Here is a 15752-nt window from a genome sequence, read left to right on the forward strand (position 1 = left end):
GGTGTCCGAAGAGTGCCGGGCCGCGCTGAAGCGGCCCGGAAACGGCGCAGAAAGCGGCGTACGTCAGTGCAGGCGCGTGGCGTCGAGCTGTTCGAGGTCGGCGCGGATCGAGTCGGCGTCGGCATCACCGAGCTCGTCGAGGATCGTCAGGGCTCGGCGCCAAGCGGCACGGGTGGCGCCGAGGTCGCCGAGGGCCCGGTGGCTGCCGCCGAGATTGACGTACGTGCCGGCTTCGGCGTACCGGTCGTTGACCTGCGTGAAGAGTTCGAGGGCGTGCTCGTAGCAGGCGACAGCGCGCCGGTAGTCCCCGAGCTGGTGGTGGGCGTGGCCGAGGCTGTCCCAGGTGTCGGCCTGCCCCTGGACGTCGTCCACCTCCTGCAACATCCGCAGCGCCTCGCCGCACGATTCGAGGGCGTGGTGGTAGTTGCCGAGCAGCGCTTCCTGCCAACCGACAGCGTTGAGGGTGTACCCCTGCCCGGCCCGGTTTCCGGTCCCCCGGAACAGGGCCAACGCCCGCCGGGAGTGGCGCAGCGCCTGCTGGTGCTGCCCCTGCCGCTCGGCCAGTTGACCAAGATTCAGGCAGGTGTGCGCCCGTCCGGCGTCGTCGCCGACGTCGGTGAACAGGTCGAGTGCGCGCCGCAGGTGGTCGTCGGCCTCGTCGTACCGTCGGAGCCGGGAGCAGGCGAGACCGAGGCTGCGGTGTGCGTGGCCCTGCCCCGCCTGATCCCCGATGCGGGACGCGGCGGCCAGAGCGATCTGTTGTGTGCCGAGCCAGTCCTGCCAGTGCCCCTGCCGGTGCAGGAAGCCGGCCATGGCCCAGGCGAGCCGCCAGGCGTGTCCCTCGAACCCGGACCGCGCCGCGAGCGGTACCGCGGCGAGCAGGACGGGGACCTCGGTGGTGAACCACGCCGCGGCGGCCGACCGGCTCCTGGGGCGCTCCGGCGTCACACCCGCCCGGGGCGGCGGGAGGCTGATCGTGCTGAAGTGCGGGTGCAGTGCCAGGTCGGCCGCGTGGGCGGTGTGCAGGCAGTGGTCGAGCAGCCGGTGCACGGCGGCCCGATGCTCGGCCGGCGGCTCAGTCTCGTCGGCGAGGCTGGCGGCGTACGCGCGCAACAGGTCGTGGAACGCGTAGCGCCCGTACGTGTGCTCGGTGAAGAGATTCGCCCGGGTCAGCTCGGTGAGCAGAGGGCCGGTCGCCTGACCGTCGACACCGGCCAGGCTGGCCACGACCGGCGCGGAGACGTCCGGGCCGGGATGCAGGCTCAGCAGCCGGAACAGCCGCGCCGCAGGTGGGCTGAGCGTCCGACACGACCAGGAGAAGACCGCCCGTACGTCGGTAGCCTCGTCGCCTGCGCGGAAGGCGTCCAGGTCGCCCAACTCGCCGGCGACGGCGGCCAACGAGAAGTGCCGGTTGGTGGCGGCTCTGGCGGCCACGATGGCCAGGGCGATGGGCAGCCGCGCGCACCGGTCGGCGATGGTGTCGGCTGCGGCGGGTTCGGCGGCGACCTGGCGCTCCCCGAGCCGGCGGACAAGCATGTCGCGGGCTTCGCCGGGGCTCAGCAGGTCAAGAGGCACCGGTTGGGCGCTTTCCGTGACGACCAGCGGAATGAGCTGGTCGCGGCTGGTGACGATCGCGAGGCAGTCCGGTGAGCCGGGCAGCAGCGGCCGGACCTGTTCCGCGTCGCGCGCGTTGTCCAGCACCACCAGCAGTCGCTTGCCCGCCACCGTCGTGCGGTACAAGCTCGCCATCGCGTCCGGGTCGCGGGGCATCCGGGCCACCGGAACGCCGAGCGCCTCCAGGAAGCCGTGCAGCGCTCGTGCCGGCTCGGTCGGTGTGGCCGCCGGGTCGAAGCCGCGCAGGTTGACGTAGAGCTGCCCGTCGGGGAAGCGCTCGGCCGCGCGGTGCGCCCAGTGCACGGCGAGCGCGGTCTTGCCGACGCCGGCGGTCCCGGACACCACGACGGCGCCGCCGCGGTCGACCAGCGCGTCGAGGGCGGCAAGCTCCGCGGCGCGTCCGGTGAACGTGGGTACGGGGGGAGGCAGTTGCGCCGCGACCCGCGTTGGCGCCGCCGCGGCCGGTGCGGCGATCGCCGTGTCCTGGCGCAGGATGGCGCACTCCAGGTCGCGTAGCCGCGGACCCGGGTCGAGGCCGAGGTTCTCCCGCAGGTTGTCGCGCAGCCGCCGGTACGTGGCGACCGCCTCACCCTGCCGGCCGTCGCGGTACAGGGCGAGCATCAGCTGCGCGTGCAGGTGCTCGTCGAAGGGGTGCTGTCGGACGAGCCGTTCCAACCCGGGGACGAGACCGGCGTGCTCACCGACGGACAGCCTGGCCTCGGCGAGCGATCGTTCCGCCTCCAACCGTAGGCGCGCCAGGTGTTCCGCCTGCTCCTCAAGCCAGGCCGACCCGGCCACGTCGGCCAGCGGTGGGCCCCGCCACAGTGCCACCGCGGCCGTCAGGTGCCTCACCTGCTCGTTGCTGTCCGTCGAGCGCCGGGCCAGCTCGATGAGGCGTTCGGCGGCCTGGACATCCGTTGAATCCGGTCCGGTGTCGAGCAGATATCCGGGCTGGCGCGCGACGATCGACCCGGGCTCGCCGAGCACCCCGCGTAGGTAGGAGACGTGGCGTTGCAACGTGTTCGCCGCGGTGGCCGGCAGCTGGTCGCCCCAGACCACGTCGATGAGCCGGTCGATGCTGACGACACGGCCGGCGTGCAGCGCCAACGTGGCCAGTACCGCCTTGCGCCGCACGCCGTTCACCGCCTGTGGACTGCCGGCGACGACCACCTCCACCGGCCCGAGCAGCCTGACCCGCACGCCCGTACCAACCATCGAAATCACCGAATCAAACTAACGTCCCCAGCCCAGCAAACTCGATCTATTCGTCGCGTAATGGACACGATCCACGGGGCACCAGGAACGGATTCCGGGAGCTACCGTCTAGCGCACTACGGCAGGGAGGTGCGCCGATGAGCCGTCGGCTGCGGCGCGTCGCGATGGTGCCTCGATCCACGATCTGGACAAGGGGTGGCCGTAGGCTGGCCTCTCGCCCACGAGTCGCCAATGGAGAGCGCCGTGACCACACGTAACGGCAAGGTGATCGCCGACCAGACCATCTCCGCCGACGGGTACTCGGCCGGGCTCAACCAGACCGAGGAACGCCCGTTCGGCGACGACGGCGGTGACGGCTGGGGTCGTGGGCTGCACGCTTGGATGTTCGACTTCGGCGAGGAGAACCGGCCCGAGGTCGACCAGATCACATCCGCCTCAGCCGTCATCATGGGGCGCAACATGTTCGGCCCCGTGCGCGGCGCATGGGATCGGCAGTGGAACGGCTGGTGGGGTGACGACCCACCGTTCCACAAGCCGGTGTTCGTGCTCACCCATCACACACGGGAGCCGCAGCCGATGGCTGGCGACACCACCTTCCACTTCGTCACCGACGGGATCGAGGCGGCGCTCGCGCAGGCGCGCGCGGCGGCCAGTGGCGGCGACATCTTGATCCACGGCGGTTCGACCACCATCAACCAGTACCTCGCCGCCGGCCTGGTCGACGAGCTGCGGCTGCACATCGTGCCGCTCACCCTCGGCGCCGGTGTGCGGCTGTTCGAGGGCGTCCCGCCGCTGAACCTCGAACAGGTGACGGCGCGGGCGGCGAGCACGGTCCTGCACGTCACCTACCGCGTGCTCTCCTGAACCGACGGAGGATGCGTTGTCCGCTATCGCCTCACTGACAGTGGTCCCCAGGGACAGCATCACCGAGCTGGCTCGCCTGGCCCGCACATCGCCGTCGTCGTTCCGCGCGTACCTGGCCGAACTCAGGGTGACCCACAGGTGTAGAGCGCACTCCTGCCCCGCGTGGTGGCATCGATCGTTGTAGGGTGCGCGCCGTGGGATATTCGGTGATGCCCTCAGGCCGTCTGCACCTCCCGAAGTCGGAGGACGCAGCTGCGGTCGCCGCTGTCCACGCCGCCCTGGCTGAACGCGGTGGTTGGTACAGGTCGGATGAGTTTCCGTCGGATGGCACCCTCGTCGACCTGGCGGATCCGGCCAGGGCGACAATCGTCCGCGACGGAGACTGGATCGAGTTCGGGTACGACGACGAGGGCGACCCCAAGTGGTCGAACCACACGACGGCCTTCTACGTCGCGATTGCGCCGTTCGTTCGCTCGGGAACCGTCGAGATCGAGGGCGAGGACGGCTCCCGCTGGTCGTACACCTACGGGAACGGGCAGATCACCCAACAGGGTTGGAACGGTTGGGATGGGTCCATCGAACCGTTTGGCGAGTATGTGGACCACCCGTAAGCGCGGTCACTCACCGGCCGCCAGGACTTCGGAGTCTCCTCGCCGCGCAGTCGCCCAGGCCGGCCGCTGGGGCTCGTCGTTGTGCACGACGATGTCGGCGTGCCGGGTCGGGCGGGCCGTGGCGAAGTAGAGCTGCTGCGAGGGGATGTAACGCTCCCGCCAGCGTCGTTCGATGTCGGCCCGAGCTGACACCCGGCGCTCTCGGATCACGGCACGATCCACAGTCCTCTCCAGTGCCGTCGATACGAAGATGCGCAGGTCCCACCGGTCAATCAGTTCCGGGCGCAGGAGGAAGACGCCGTCGAGGACGAGCACGGCGTCGGCCGGGGCGGTCGTGACCGGCGGGGACAGCACGGCATCCGTGGTGCGGTCGTAGACCGCGGGTCGGAAGCGTCGATCTCCGCCCGGCCCCAGCGGGTCGAGTAGGACCCGCTTCAGCGCGTCGTAGTCGTGGGCGTCGTGGTAGCAGCCCTCAGCCGAGTACTCGCCGCGCGGATAGCGCTGAGCGCGGGGGAAGAGGAAATCGTCGATCGTGGCGCGGATGACGTCGCGGCCCTGTTCACGCAGGACGACGGCCAACTCGTCGGCGAGGGTGGTCTTGCCTGCGGCCGGCGGCCCGTCGATGGCAACCCGCGTCGGGTGGGCGACCGTGACGGCGCCAACTGCCTCAGCCAAGCGTTCGAGCAGCTCGTCGCGGGTGCCTTCAACCATGCCCTGCCCCCTCCTCACGTCACCGCTCGCCGGTCGGGCCGGACTGGAGCCCTCGTCGAAGTCGGTCACATCACGTAGGGTCTGCCGATGGTCGCACGGTTTCTGGCGTACCTCCGCCCATTGCTTGTCGTCTGCGGACACCTGCTTGCCCTGGTGTTGCTCGTTTTGGACGCGCGCCGTGAATGGAGTGCGTACGGGCTTGTCGTACTTCTCCTGTTGCTTGGTGCGCTTACCGCGATACCAGCGGCGTTGGTCGACTGGCCAGGGTTCCGGCTGATCAGCCTTATCGCACAGACCGTCGGAGCCGGCGTCATCGTGTTGGCTCTCCATGACTCGGCCGACAAGCGGGCTCTCTGGGTTTACGTGCTGTCCGCCCTGGCGGCGGTGATCTCGCCGATCAGCCGGCCAGGGCTTGGCCGGACGACAGTTGTCGGCGTGGGGACGGCACTGGTGCTCACAATCGGCGTGTCGGCTCCAGCACTGGCCTGGGGTGGTGGTCAGCCCGAGGCGGTGGTTTGCGTGCGGGACGGGCAGTCCGCTGAGGAGCTGGTGGGCGAGAACCACCGCTTCGACCCGAACCACGTGGTTGCGGGCTTCGGGTCAGAAGGGCCGCAAGCGCCGTGCCTGGAGGTGCTGTTCGATCCCGGTGCCACCGCTGGCGACGCCGACGACGTCGTCCGCCGTTACTCCGTAGACCCGAGGGTCTCGTCCGTCAGCCGGACACGCTGACACTCAGCGCACAGGTGCGCCGGACCTCGACACTCCGGGCTCGTGGTGTGCGTGGCGGGGGCGGGGCGCTACAGCGCCACCGGGATCAGTTCGATGCCGCACATCGTCACGTGGGGCTCAACCAGTCGCTTGGCCTCCTCGGCATCCTTCTCGGTGAGGAAGACGCCGAGGTTGTGCCACCTCCGACGGCCGTCCTGCTCGGTCAACGCAGTCAGCAGGTGCAGGTAGCGGTGTCGTTCCCGGCGTACGCCCTCTGGTAGGCCGGTGAGGAACGCCTCCGCCACCTTCTGTGGCGAGGCGATGTCCAGCTCACCGCCGACTCCGCCGAGCGGCTTGACTGGCCACACCGGGTCGTACGGACTGAACGTGTTGAAGAACGAGGGCTGCACGTCCGACAGTTCGCCCTCGCACCACCCGACATTGGCGGTGATGACGTAGCCGGTCACCCCTTCGCTCTCCAGTACGAGCACCCTGGCATCCTCCGAGCGGTAACCGTCGTCACTGATGTCACCGCAGATCCGCGTGGCCTCGTCCCTGGTCGCGCACCGAATCACCAGCCCGCGGTACGCCGCCTGGATCTGCACGGCGTCGACCGGGTTGAACAGCACCTCGGTCGTCGTCGGAAGCCGGCCGTGGCCCTCGGGCATCTGGTCCGCGCGCAGCAGGAGCTGGCCGTACGTCGCCGAGTACGACCACAGCGCGAACAGCCGCTCGCTACGGAAGAGTTCGACACCCGGGCGGAAGTCCTCGTCACGGTGGAGCCAAACCTTCGACGTCATCTGGTCACCCTCCGACACCGCGACGGCGATCGTCAAGATCAGGGTTCCGGAGCTCGGGTCTTGGCTGCTGTACCGCGCCTCTGGTTGCCGACCAGGTCGCCCGGGTAGAGGCACATCTATGGACCCCCGAACCTTTTTCCAGATGCTGTTGGGCGTCGGCGGTTTGCTCCTCACCGGCTACGGTGTTCGCCTTCTGTTGACTGGCCGCACGTCGCCTTTTGTCCTGAGAAGGTGGAGGCACCCGGTCGATGCAGGGATGTGGTTCCTCTGCGCTGGGCTCGCCTTCTTGTTACTCGCAGTGGGGTACCTCGGCCGGCTCATCGGCGCGTTCGGACCCGCAACGACGTGGACGCTTGCGAGCTTGGCGCTCGTGTTCCTCGCGCTCGGCCTCGTCAGGCATCGGCCACGTGACATCGGCCGTGGTAGATCTTCGGACACGACGTAGCCACACTTCCTACGGCGCTGCCAGAGCTGGGCTCATGGTGGCCTGGCGGATCGTGCCGTTGGCGCGAGGGCCCGAAGCGCCGGCCTGAGATCTCTCGATGTCCGGCTGTAGTGTTCTGCCAGTGGGACGGCTAGTGGACCGGCAGCGTGATCTCGCCGGGTGGTTGGTGACGCCGCTGTTCACCCTGATAGCCGCTCCAGTGTTGGCCTGCCTCGTCGGGGTGTTGGGAAGCCTCGGGGACCACAACGGCCCACCGGCGCTGTGCAAGGAGGCCATAGCAGAAAACATGTGCGAGGAGACCAGCCTCGGGGTGGCCGGCGTACATGTGGTCATCTCAGGCGTCATGTGGTTGCTGCTCTGGGTCATTCCATGGTGGCGAGGTCTTCGCACGGTGCGCGTTCTGCTAGCCGTCGCTGCGACCGTCGTTCTCGTACTCCTGCCGGTGCGGATGTTCAACTGGTCCTGACACACCGCCCGCCGCTTGTCGTCTGCGGACATCTGGCTGCCCTGGTGTTGCTCGTCCTGGACGCGCGCCGTGAATGGAGTGCGTACGGGCGGATGCAGTCGACTTCCTGCTAGGCAACGGCGGCGTCAACGTCCGGGAGCCATCTGTGGAAGGCGGCTGGCTGGTGCGCTGAGGGCCGGAGGGACGTTGATGCCGGCTTCCCAGGTGTCGGCTTCACCGGCAACCTCTGTTCGGTGCCGGTCCGAGACCACCGGCGCCTGCGCAGGTGCCGGTGGTCTCGTCGCCCGCCAGCATCGGACGGGTGCAGCAAAGCTATCGCCCGGCCACAGGTTGGAGTTTCGAACTAGGCGCCGTATCCGCCGTCGATCCGGAGTACTGCGCCGGTGACGTAGGAGGCCTCCGGGCTGGCCAGGAAGACGACGCCCGCGGCGATCTCCTCCCCCCTGCCGTAGCGCCCCATCGACGTCGTCGGAAGGAACACGGCTGCGGCCGGGCCGTCAGCCGGGTTGGCGTCGGTGTCGATGAATCCGGACTGGATGACGTTGACCGTGACACCCCGGCCCGCCAGATCGCGGGCCACGCCCCGGCTGAAGCCCTCGAGGGCCGACTTCGTCGCCGTGTAGTACGCCATCCCGGGGAAACCGGCCCGCATTCCCACACCCGAGCTGATGCTGATGATCCGCCCGTCATCCGGCAGCAGCGGCAACGCCTCCCGGATCGCGGCCGCCGGGCTCCTGTAGTTGGCGGTGAGCTGGCGCTCGATGGCGGCCTCATCGGGATCGACCTCGTCGATGCGGCCACCACCACCGATTCCCACGTTGTTGACCAGGATGTCGAGCTTTCCGAACTGCTCGACCACCTGGTGGATCAGGCCGGTCGCCTGCGTCACGTCCGTCTGGTCGGCCCGGAACGCTGCCGCGCGCACTCCCTTCGCCTCCAGGTCGGAGACCACGGCCTTGGCCCGATCCTCCGCGGCCACGTAGCTGATTGCGACGTCGGCTCCCTCGTCGGCCAGCGCCAGCGCGATCGCGGTGCCGATCCCCCGCGATCCGCCGGTCACGATCGCCACCTTGTTGTCCAGCTTTCCCACTGCTGCCCACTTCCCGCGTACGACGAGTTATTGACTGACCGGTCCACCATAATGATTGTGGACCGGACGGTCAAGGATCCGTATCCTGGATCGCATGGCACGTCCGCGAGGGTTCGACGAGAAGCAGGTACTCAACGCCGTCCGTGATCAGTTCTGGAACGCCGGTTACGCCGCGACCTCGCTGGAGGACCTGATGCGGGTCAGCGGGCTGGGCAAAGGCAGCCTGTACGCAGCGTTCGGCGACAAGCGCCGGCTTTTCCTCCGGGCGCTGCGCAGCTACACCGACGACAACCACGACCACCTGCGCAAAGCCCTCACCGAAGCTCCGCGGGCCGTGGTCGCACTACGCACGATCCTTGAGCCACCGATCGGCGACGCGACCGGCGCCGGCAAACGGCGTGGCTGCCTGATGGCCAACAGCACCTTGGAACTCGGCAACGCCGACCCCGAAGTCCTCGATCACGCCCACCGCACGTACGAGACGTCCACCGCGCTGATCGGCGACTGCGTCGCCCGCGCCCAACGCGAGGGCGACCTACCCGCCGAGGCGGATCCGATCGCACTGGCGCGCGCACTCCTGGCCGCGCAACAAGGCCTGCTGTTCATGAGCCGGACCGGCATGGACACGGCGACACTCACCGCCACAGCACGATCACTCGCCAATCAACTCCTGCCGGACCCCCACGACGGCTGAACCGGCCGGGGGGCGAGGGCGAGGAGTCCTCGGGCTGCGGGTCGATCAAGATTTTCCGGGCGAGAAGCTGCGGTTCGTTGCAACCAGGGCTGGCATCGGGGGCTGAGCGGATCTCCTCGTCGGGCAGTCGTAGACCGTCCAGCCTGGTAGCGCGGACCGCCTCGACCGGGCGGCGGGTCCTGCTGCTGCGGACTCAGTGCGGACTGAGGGCCTCGGTCCGGACCTCGATGCGGTTCGTCCGGGTCGTCGGCAGCATCGTAGACAAGGAAAACGGCTGGTGGGGCGGGCGGGACTCGAACCCGCGACCGAGGGATTATGAGTCCCCTGCTCTAACCGGCTGAGCTACCGCCCCGAACGCCGCGCCGGATCTTATCCCGCTCGGCGGTCAGCAGCCAGCACCGAGCCGGCCGGCGCCCACGCCTGCACCAGCACGATGGGCTACAGGAATATAACAGCGTGCTCGGGTACGCCTGTCAGCCGGCGCGCAGCTCGTCCAGCACGGCGCCGGCGGCGCGCCAGCCGCTGGTGAGAGCGCCCTGGATCGATGGGCTGTCCCGGTGGTCACCGGCCACGAACAGGCCCTCCCCCAGCGCCACCGGCTTGCGCAGCCGTCCCTGCGGCGGCGGTGCGGCGGGCAGCGCCTCGGGGATCGCCACGGTGGTGAGGTGCGTCCAGTCGGCGGTGGAGCGGCCGTACAGCCGGGTCAACTCGGCCCGGATGGTCGGCTCGGGTGGGGCCGTCGGGCCGACCACCGAGGTGGCGATGAGGTGCCGTCCGGCGGGCGCGTACGTCGCGGCGGCGTTGCTGAGCACCACAGTGTTGGCGACGAGTTCGCGTCGGTCGCCGTCGACGAGCAGGATCGGCTCGGTAAGCGGCGGCTCCGGCGCGCTGTGGTAGTAGGTGGTGTAGCTGTGCATGCGTACCGTCGCCAGGGCTGGCAGCAGCGCGGCCGCGGCGGGCGGGTCGACGGCGACCAAGACGGCCCGGCAGCGGATGTCGCCGGCCTGGGTGCGGACCCGGCCCGGGGTGACCTCCGCGACCGGGGTGTCCAGGTCGAGCAGGTCGGCGGGCAGCGGCGCGGCGACGGCCCGGGGCAGTGCGGCCATCCCTTCGGCGGGCAGGCCGATCCTGCCGCGGGCGAAGGAGCGCAGCACCATCGCCAGCACGTGACTGGAGGTGGAGAGTTCCCGGTCGATGAACACACCGGACAGGAACGGTCGCAGCAGCTCCTCGATGATCGCGTCGGAGAGGCCGGCGCGGCGCAGCGCCGTCTCGGCGCTGGTCTCCGGCGCGGCGAGCAGCCGGGACGCGGGGAGGGTGGCGCAACCGGTGGCGAGGGCGGCGAAGCGCAGCCGGTCGAGCAGGGAACCGACGCCGGCGAGCGCGGTGCCGGGCCCGCCGGTCGGTTCGCGCAGCGGGTTGACCAGCCGCAGCAGCTTGTCGCCCTTGCGGACCAGCACACCGGAGGTGAAGTAGCCGAGGTTGAGCTGGTCGATGTCGAGCAGCGTGCCGAGCCGGGGGTAGGCGGTGTTGAGCACCTGGAAGCCCCGGTCGATGAGGTGACCGTCGACCACGTCGGTGGCGACCCGGCCGCCGAGCCGACCCTCGGCCTCCACCAACCGCCACGGCACGCCGGCGCGGTGCAGCCGGCGGGCGGCGGCGAGACCGGCCAGACCGCCGCCGACGATGACCACATCGGTTTCAGCCAGCACCGCGCGCCTCCCGCTCACCGTTCGCCCGGGACAACCGGCCCGGCCACCAGATCTTCGGCCCGATGTCGTACGCGAGTGCGGGCACCAGCAGCGACCGGACGATGATGGTGTCGATCAGTACCCCGATCGCGACCGCCGTACCCAGCTCGACGAGCACCACCAGGGGCAGGACGGCGAGGGCGGAGAACGTCGCGGCGAGCACGATGCCGGCTGAGGTGATCACCCCGCCGGTGACGGCGAGGCCGGCGAGCACCCCGGCGCGGGTGCCGCGCTTGACCGACTCTTCGCGGACCCGACTCATCAGGAAGATGTTGTAGTCGATGCCGAGCGCGACCAGGAAGACGAACGCGAACAGCGGGAACGACGAGTCCACGCCGGGGAAGTCGAAGACGTGGCGGAACAGCAGCGCGCAGAGGCCGAGGGTCGCCCCGAAGCTGAGCAGCACGGTGGCGATCAGCAGCAGCGGGGCGAGCAGCGCACGCAGCAGCAGGGCCAGGATGACCGCGATGACCACCAGCACGACCGGAATGATGACGTTCTGGTCGCGCTTGGCGGCGTCCGAGGTGTCCACGTTGATCGCGGTGAAGCCGCCTACCACCGCGTCCGCGCCGGGCACCTGGTGTACGGCCACCCGCAGCTCGCGGATGGTCCGCTCGGCGCCGTCGCTGTCGGGTGGGTCGGCCAGGGTCGCGTCCAGTTGCACCCGCCCGTCGACCACCTTCGGGGTGGCGTTCTCCTCGGGTGGGCCGGTCTGCGGGCCGGCCGTGAGCGGACGGACGTCGGCCACGCCGGGCACGTCCTTCGCCACCTGGGCGACCTGCCGGGCGGTCTGCTCGGTGGTGAAGATGGTGGCCGGGCTGCCGGTGCCGCCCGGGTAGTGCCGGGCGATCACCTCCTCGCCGTCGACCGAGTCGGTGCGCTGGGTGAACAGGTCGGACTGGCCGAGGGTGGTGGCGCCGAGCTGGGTGAGGCCGAGCGTCAGGAGGGCCAGCACGACGGCGGTGCTCAGCCAGATCGGGCGGGCGTGCCGGGCCACGAAGCCGGCGACGCGGCTCCAGATGCCGTGTTCGGCCCGCGGGTCGGCCTGGTCGGCTCGGGGCCGTCGCGGCCAGAACGCCCACCGTCCGCCGAGCACCAGCAGCGCGGGTAGGAAGGTGAGCATCACCAGCAGGGTGGCGGCGATGCCGATGGCGGCGACCGGGCCGAGTGCCCGGTTGGAGTTGAGGCTGGACAGCAGCAGGCAGAGCAGGCTGACGATGACAGTGCCGCCGGACGCGATGATGGCCGGCGCGGCGCCCTTCCAGGCGGTCTTCATGGCGTCCCACGGGCGGTCGTGCCGGTGCAGCTCCTCCCGGTAGCGGGCGATCAGCAGCAACGCGTAGTCAGTGCCGGCGCCGAAGACCAGCACGGTGAGGATGCCCTGGGCCTGCCCGTTGAGCTTGACCACGTCCGCGTCGGCCAGCAGGTAGACGAAGACCGAGGCGAGGGCGTACGACATCCCGGCGGCGAGCAGCGGGAAGATCCAGAGGACCGGGCTGCGGTAGACGATCAGCAGGATGACCAGCACCACGACCAGGGTGACCAGCAGCAGTGGTCCGTCGATGGCGGAGAAGACCTCGATCAGGTCGGCGAGCAGACCGGCCGGGCCGGAGACGTCCACTGTGAGGCCGTCCCGGTCACCGCCGGTGATGTCGCGCAGTTGCTCGACGACAGCGCCGATCTCCTCGCCCTCGGCGTCGTCCGCCGGTACGACGACCTGGAGTGCCTGGCCGTCGTCGCTCGGGATGGGCGGGGGCAGTGGGGTGACCACGCCGGGGATCTGGGCGAACCGGGCGGCGTCGGCGCTCACCCGTTGCCGGTCCGCGTCGGTGATCCCGGAGGGCCGCTCGTAGACGACCAGAGCCGGGATGGTCTGCCGGTCGACGAACTCGCCGGCGAGGTCCTGGGCGCGGGTCGCCTCGGCGTCGGTGGGCAGGAAGGCGGCGTTGTCGTTGGTGGCGACCTCGCTGAGGCGCCCCGCGTACGGGCCGGACACGCCGCCGATCACCAACCAGGCCAGCACGACCGCCACGGCGACCAGCGTGGCCCTGCCGCCTCGTCCGGACATCCGCACTCACCCCAAGGATCGACGCATCAATCGACGCAGCGGTAGCCTCAGTCGACATCGACCATCCTGCCGGGCAAGCAGGTCCAGGGTGGGTGAAACGGGGTCACACACACGAAAACGCCCGTCGGCCGGTGGCTGACGGGCGTACGTGGAAAAGCTCCCCCGATTGGACTCGAACCAATAACCTGCCGGTTAACAGCCGGCTGCTCTGCCAATTGAGCTACAGGGGATCGTGCTCCGCTCGACTTCGGATCTCCCCCGACGCCGTGCGACGGGACAAGAGTACAGGACATCCCCCGGTGGTGGTCCAGTGGGTTGCCTCCCCGCCGTCGCATTGACAATAGGGGTAAATCGCCATCCCGACACAAGCATGCTTGAGCGGAGAGCAGGATGGGTAGTTAGCTGCGGACAGAGGACGCAGGCGCGAACAGGTCGCCTTCCGACGGGGCAACTCGACGGGGCGACGGCGCGTCAGGTACGGAAGGAGCCGCCATGCGCGGAAAGATCATGTTTCTTGGCGGGCTGGCTGCGGGATTCGTCCTGGGCGCCCGTGCCGGCCGGGAAAAGTACGAGGAGCTCGTTGTTCGGGGCCGCAAGGTGCTCGACCACCCGACCGTCCAGGAGGCGGCCGGGGTCGCGCAGGCCCAGGCCAACAAGCTCTACAGCGAGGGCAAGGACAAGCTCGGCCAGACCAAACTGGGCGAGAAGCTGGGCAACGGCAACGGCAACGGCAGCACCGGCAAGCAGGAGCTGACCGCAGCCGACGACGCGTTCGCCGGCACGCCCGCCACCATGGGCGCCAAGGCGGGCACCAGCACGGTCGGCACGACCTCCGGGTCGCCGTCGTCCACGAACCCCCGCACCAAGCCGTCCGGCTCGGGCACGAACGCCAGCACGCTCTGACCAACCGCACGTCGACGGGCCGGTCGCCGCAGGGCGACCGGCCCGTGGTCTGTCCGACGTGCGGTCAGTCCTTGCTGCTGAACGCCGCGTCGAAGGCGGCGCTCGGTGCGTCGAAGGCGAGCCGGCGGACGAACTGCAACGCCTCCGGGGCACCGACCAGCCGGTCCATGCCGGCGTCCTCCCACTCGACTGAGATCGGGCCGGTATAGCCGATCGCGTTCAACGCGCGGAAGCAGTCCTCCCAGGGCACGTCGCCGTGACCGGTGGAGACGAAGTCCCACCCGCGCCGCAGGTCGGCCCAGGGCAGGTGCGAGGCGAGCCGGCCACGGCGGCCATCCCCGGTACGCACCTTCGCGTCCTTGCAGTCCACGTGGTAGATCCGGTCGGCGAAGTCGAAGATGAAGTTCACCGGGTCCAGCTCCTGCCACACGAAGTGCGACGGGTCCCAGTTCAGACCGAACGCGGGCCGGTTGCCGATCGCCTCCAGCGTCCGCTTCGTCGTCCAGTAGTCGTACGCGATCTCACTGGGGTGCACCTCGTGCGCGAACCGCACGCCCACCTCGTCGAACACGTCGAGGATGGGGTTCCACCGGTCGGCGAAGTCCTGGTAGCCGCGCTCGATCATCGACGGCGGCACCGGCGGGAACATCGCGAGGGTGTGCCAGATCGACGAACCGGTGAAGCCGACGACCGTCTTGACCCCGAGCTTCGCCGCCGCCCGCGCGGTGTCCTTGATCTCCTCGGCGGCCCGCTGACGAACCCCCTCGGGCTCCCCGTCGCCCCAGATGCGGCCGGGCAGAATGTCCTGGTGCCGCTCGTCGATCGGGTGGTCGCAGACCGCCTGACCAACCAGGTGGTTGGAGATCGTGAAGACCTCAAGGTTGTGCTTCGCGAGGGTTTCCCGCTTGCGCTCGACGTACGAGTCGTCGGCGAGCGCCTTGTCGACCTCGAAGTGGTCGCCCCAGCAGGCGATCTCCAGACCGTCGTAGCCCCACTCGGAGGCGAGCCGGCAGACCTCCTCGAACGGAAGATCAGCCCACTGGCCGGTGAAGAGCGTGATGGGTCGCGCCATTGTCCTTCTCCCCTGATGTGATGGGGATTCCTTGTGCGGACCGGGGCGAGGGTGACCGGACGTGCGCGGCACCCGAGCGGTCACCGGTGGGTGCGGAACACACCTGAGCCCGGCGGGTTGCGCCTCCCACCGGGTCACCGGCCACCAGCACGGTCGCCGACCCCCACCCTATTTCCGCAGTGCCCCATCGGGGAAGCCCCGCAGTCGGCCGATCATCCGATCATTTCCTCGGGCGCGGGCAGGACAGCCCGTACGGTGAAGCCGCCACCGGCGCGCGGGCCGGCCGAGAACGTGCCGCCGAGCCGCTCGGCGCGCCTGCGTACCCCGAGCAGACCCCGACCGGCGCCCTGGGTGCCGCCGCCGGACGCAGCGGGACCGGCGCCCTCGTCGCGGACCTCGATGGTGATGCCCGCGGCGTCGTAGCGCAGGCGGACCCCGACCGGCGCGCCCGGCGCGTGCCGGCACGCGTTGGTCAGCGCTTCCTCGATGATCCGGTACGCCACCACGTCGACCGGGCCGGGCAGCGGCCGGGGTTGCCCGGCCATGGTCCAGCGCACCGGTTGACCGGCGGTGAAGCCCTCCACCAGCGCGTCGAGACGGTTCAGGCTGGGCGCCGGCTCGGACGGGTCGTCGGGCTCATCGGCCCGGCCCAGCGCACCGAGCAGCTGATGGCCTCGCGCCAGCACCGTCCCACGCCACTGCGCGAACAACCCCATGCAGGTCAAGTTACGGCAGCCACC

General features: G+C 69.9%; 14 protein-coding genes and 2 tRNA genes. 6 read left to right on the plus strand and 10 right to left on the minus strand.

All coding sequences use genetic code 11. The features are described 5' to 3' along the window. Window positions 1–63 precede the first annotated feature (63 nt). Window positions 64–2829, minus strand: a complete 2766-nt coding sequence (locus DLJ58_RS23860) for an AfsR/SARP family transcriptional regulator (RefSeq protein WP_124859462.1) — start codon at window positions 2827–2829, stop codon at window positions 64–66. Between the two features lie 243 nt (window positions 2830–3072). On the opposite strand from DLJ58_RS23860, the gene DLJ58_RS23865 reads away from it, so the two are divergent. Both DLJ58_RS23865 and DLJ58_RS23870 read left to right on the plus strand, forming a co-directional pair. Continuing rightward, on the plus strand, window positions 3073–3693 hold the full coding sequence (locus DLJ58_RS23865) for a dihydrofolate reductase family protein (protein ID WP_208741294.1): 621 nt from the start codon (window positions 3073–3075) through the stop codon (window positions 3691–3693). 185 nt (window positions 3694–3878) lie between these two features. After that, entirely contained in the window at window positions 3879–4304 is a 426-nt protein-coding gene (locus DLJ58_RS23870) for a hypothetical protein (protein WP_124859466.1), read from the plus strand. Window positions 4305–4310: 6 nt separating this feature from the next. Here DLJ58_RS23870 and DLJ58_RS23875 read toward each other — a convergent pair whose 3' ends face one another. Further along, window positions 4311–5015: a cytidylate kinase family protein gene (locus DLJ58_RS23875; RefSeq protein ID WP_124859468.1), complete on the minus strand. Its 705-nt coding sequence runs from the start codon at window positions 5013–5015 to the stop codon at window positions 4311–4313. Window positions 5016–5102: 87 nt separating this feature from the next. Here DLJ58_RS23875 and DLJ58_RS23880 point away from each other — a divergent pair, with 87 nt between their 5' ends. Continuing rightward, entirely contained in the window at window positions 5103–5744 is a 642-nt protein-coding gene (locus DLJ58_RS23880) for a hypothetical protein (RefSeq protein WP_124859470.1), read from the plus strand. Window positions 5745–5812: 68 nt separating this feature from the next. Here DLJ58_RS23880 and DLJ58_RS23885 read toward each other — a convergent pair whose 3' ends face one another. After that, the gene (locus DLJ58_RS23885) at window positions 5813–6523 is read right to left on the minus strand and encodes a hypothetical protein (RefSeq protein ID WP_124859472.1); all 711 of its coding nucleotides are present in this window, start codon (window positions 6521–6523) and stop codon (window positions 5813–5815) included. A gap of 566 nt (window positions 6524–7089) precedes the next feature. On the opposite strand from DLJ58_RS23885, the gene DLJ58_RS23890 reads away from it, so the two are divergent. Then, window positions 7090–7434, plus strand: a complete 345-nt coding sequence (locus tag DLJ58_RS23890) for a hypothetical protein (RefSeq protein ID WP_124859474.1) — start codon at window positions 7090–7092, stop codon at window positions 7432–7434. A gap of 343 nt (window positions 7435–7777) precedes the next feature. Here the strand turns inward: DLJ58_RS23890 and DLJ58_RS23895 are convergent, their stop codons facing one another. Continuing rightward, window positions 7778–8524, minus strand: coding sequence for an SDR family NAD(P)-dependent oxidoreductase (locus DLJ58_RS23895; protein ID WP_124859476.1), 747 nt, complete (start codon window positions 8522–8524; stop codon window positions 7778–7780). 94 nt (window positions 8525–8618) lie between these two features. Between DLJ58_RS23895 and DLJ58_RS23900 the strand changes: the two genes are divergently transcribed. Further along, window positions 8619–9218, plus strand: coding sequence for a TetR/AcrR family transcriptional regulator (locus DLJ58_RS23900; RefSeq protein WP_124859478.1), 600 nt, complete (start codon window positions 8619–8621; stop codon window positions 9216–9218). A gap of 275 nt (window positions 9219–9493) precedes the next feature. Here DLJ58_RS23900 and DLJ58_RS23905 read toward each other — a convergent pair. The 4 genes from DLJ58_RS23905 to DLJ58_RS23920 all read right to left on the minus strand — a co-directional run bounded on the left by DLJ58_RS23905 (window position 9494) and on the right by DLJ58_RS23920 (window position 13267). Further along, a tRNA-Ile gene (locus DLJ58_RS23905) sits at window positions 9494–9570 on the minus strand. Between the two features lie 121 nt (window positions 9571–9691). Further along, a complete protein-coding gene (locus tag DLJ58_RS23910; protein ID WP_124859480.1) occupies window positions 9692–10930 on the minus strand; it encodes an FAD-dependent oxidoreductase in 1239 nt (412 codons plus the stop codon). Further along, complete coding sequence (locus DLJ58_RS23915; protein WP_124859482.1) at window positions 10920–13037, minus strand: MMPL family transporter; 2118 nt, start codon at window positions 13035–13037, stop codon at window positions 10920–10922. The genes DLJ58_RS23910 and DLJ58_RS23915 overlap by 11 nt, the downstream gene beginning before the upstream one ends. Before the next feature lie 157 nt (window positions 13038–13194). Then, window positions 13195–13267, minus strand: a tRNA-Asn gene (locus DLJ58_RS23920). Between the two features lie 262 nt (window positions 13268–13529). Here DLJ58_RS23920 and DLJ58_RS23925 point away from each other — a divergent pair. Further along, a complete protein-coding gene (locus tag DLJ58_RS23925) occupies window positions 13530–13940 on the plus strand; it encodes a hypothetical protein (protein ID WP_124859484.1) in 411 nt (136 codons plus the stop codon). Between the two features lie 64 nt (window positions 13941–14004). Here DLJ58_RS23925 and DLJ58_RS23930 read toward each other — a convergent pair whose 3' ends face one another. Beyond that, window positions 14005–15012, minus strand: a complete 1008-nt coding sequence (locus DLJ58_RS23930; RefSeq protein WP_030488695.1) for a sugar phosphate isomerase/epimerase family protein — start codon at window positions 15010–15012, stop codon at window positions 14005–14007. A 212-nt stretch (window positions 15013–15224) separates the two neighbouring features. Then, the coding region (locus DLJ58_RS23935; protein WP_244219101.1) for a sensor histidine kinase at window positions 15225–15752 on the minus strand (528 nt) is incomplete at its 5' end.

This window comes from Micromonospora arida (assembly GCF_003857035.1).
Taxonomy (GTDB): Bacteria; Actinomycetota; Actinomycetes; order Mycobacteriales; family Micromonosporaceae; genus Micromonospora; species Micromonospora arida.

What these genes read in the sequence shown, in the direction of transcription:
- DLJ58_RS23860 (WP_124859462.1), bottom strand. Translation starts at nt 2,829, where the DNA reads ATGGTTGGTACGGGCGTGCGGGTCAGGCTGCTCGGGCCGGTGGAGGTG.
- DLJ58_RS23875 (WP_124859468.1), bottom strand. Translation starts at nt 5,015, where the DNA reads ATGGTTGAAGGCACCCGCGACGAGCTGCTCGAACGCTTGGCTGAGGCA.
- DLJ58_RS23880 (WP_124859470.1), top strand. Translation starts at nt 5,103, where the DNA reads ATGGTCGCACGGTTTCTGGCGTACCTCCGCCCATTGCTTGTCGTCTGC.
- DLJ58_RS23885 (WP_124859472.1), bottom strand. Translation starts at nt 6,523, where the DNA reads ATGACGTCGAAGGTTTGGCTCCACCGTGACGAGGACTTCCGCCCGGGT.
- DLJ58_RS23900 (WP_124859478.1), top strand. Translation starts at nt 8,619, where the DNA reads ATGGCACGTCCGCGAGGGTTCGACGAGAAGCAGGTACTCAACGCCGTC.
- DLJ58_RS23915 (WP_124859482.1), bottom strand. Translation starts at nt 13,037, where the DNA reads ATGTCCGGACGAGGCGGCAGGGCCACGCTGGTCGCCGTGGCGGTCGTG.
- DLJ58_RS23925 (WP_124859484.1), top strand. Translation starts at nt 13,530, where the DNA reads ATGCGCGGAAAGATCATGTTTCTTGGCGGGCTGGCTGCGGGATTCGTC.
- DLJ58_RS23930 (WP_030488695.1), bottom strand. Translation starts at nt 15,012, where the DNA reads ATGGCGCGACCCATCACGCTCTTCACCGGCCAGTGGGCTGATCTTCCG.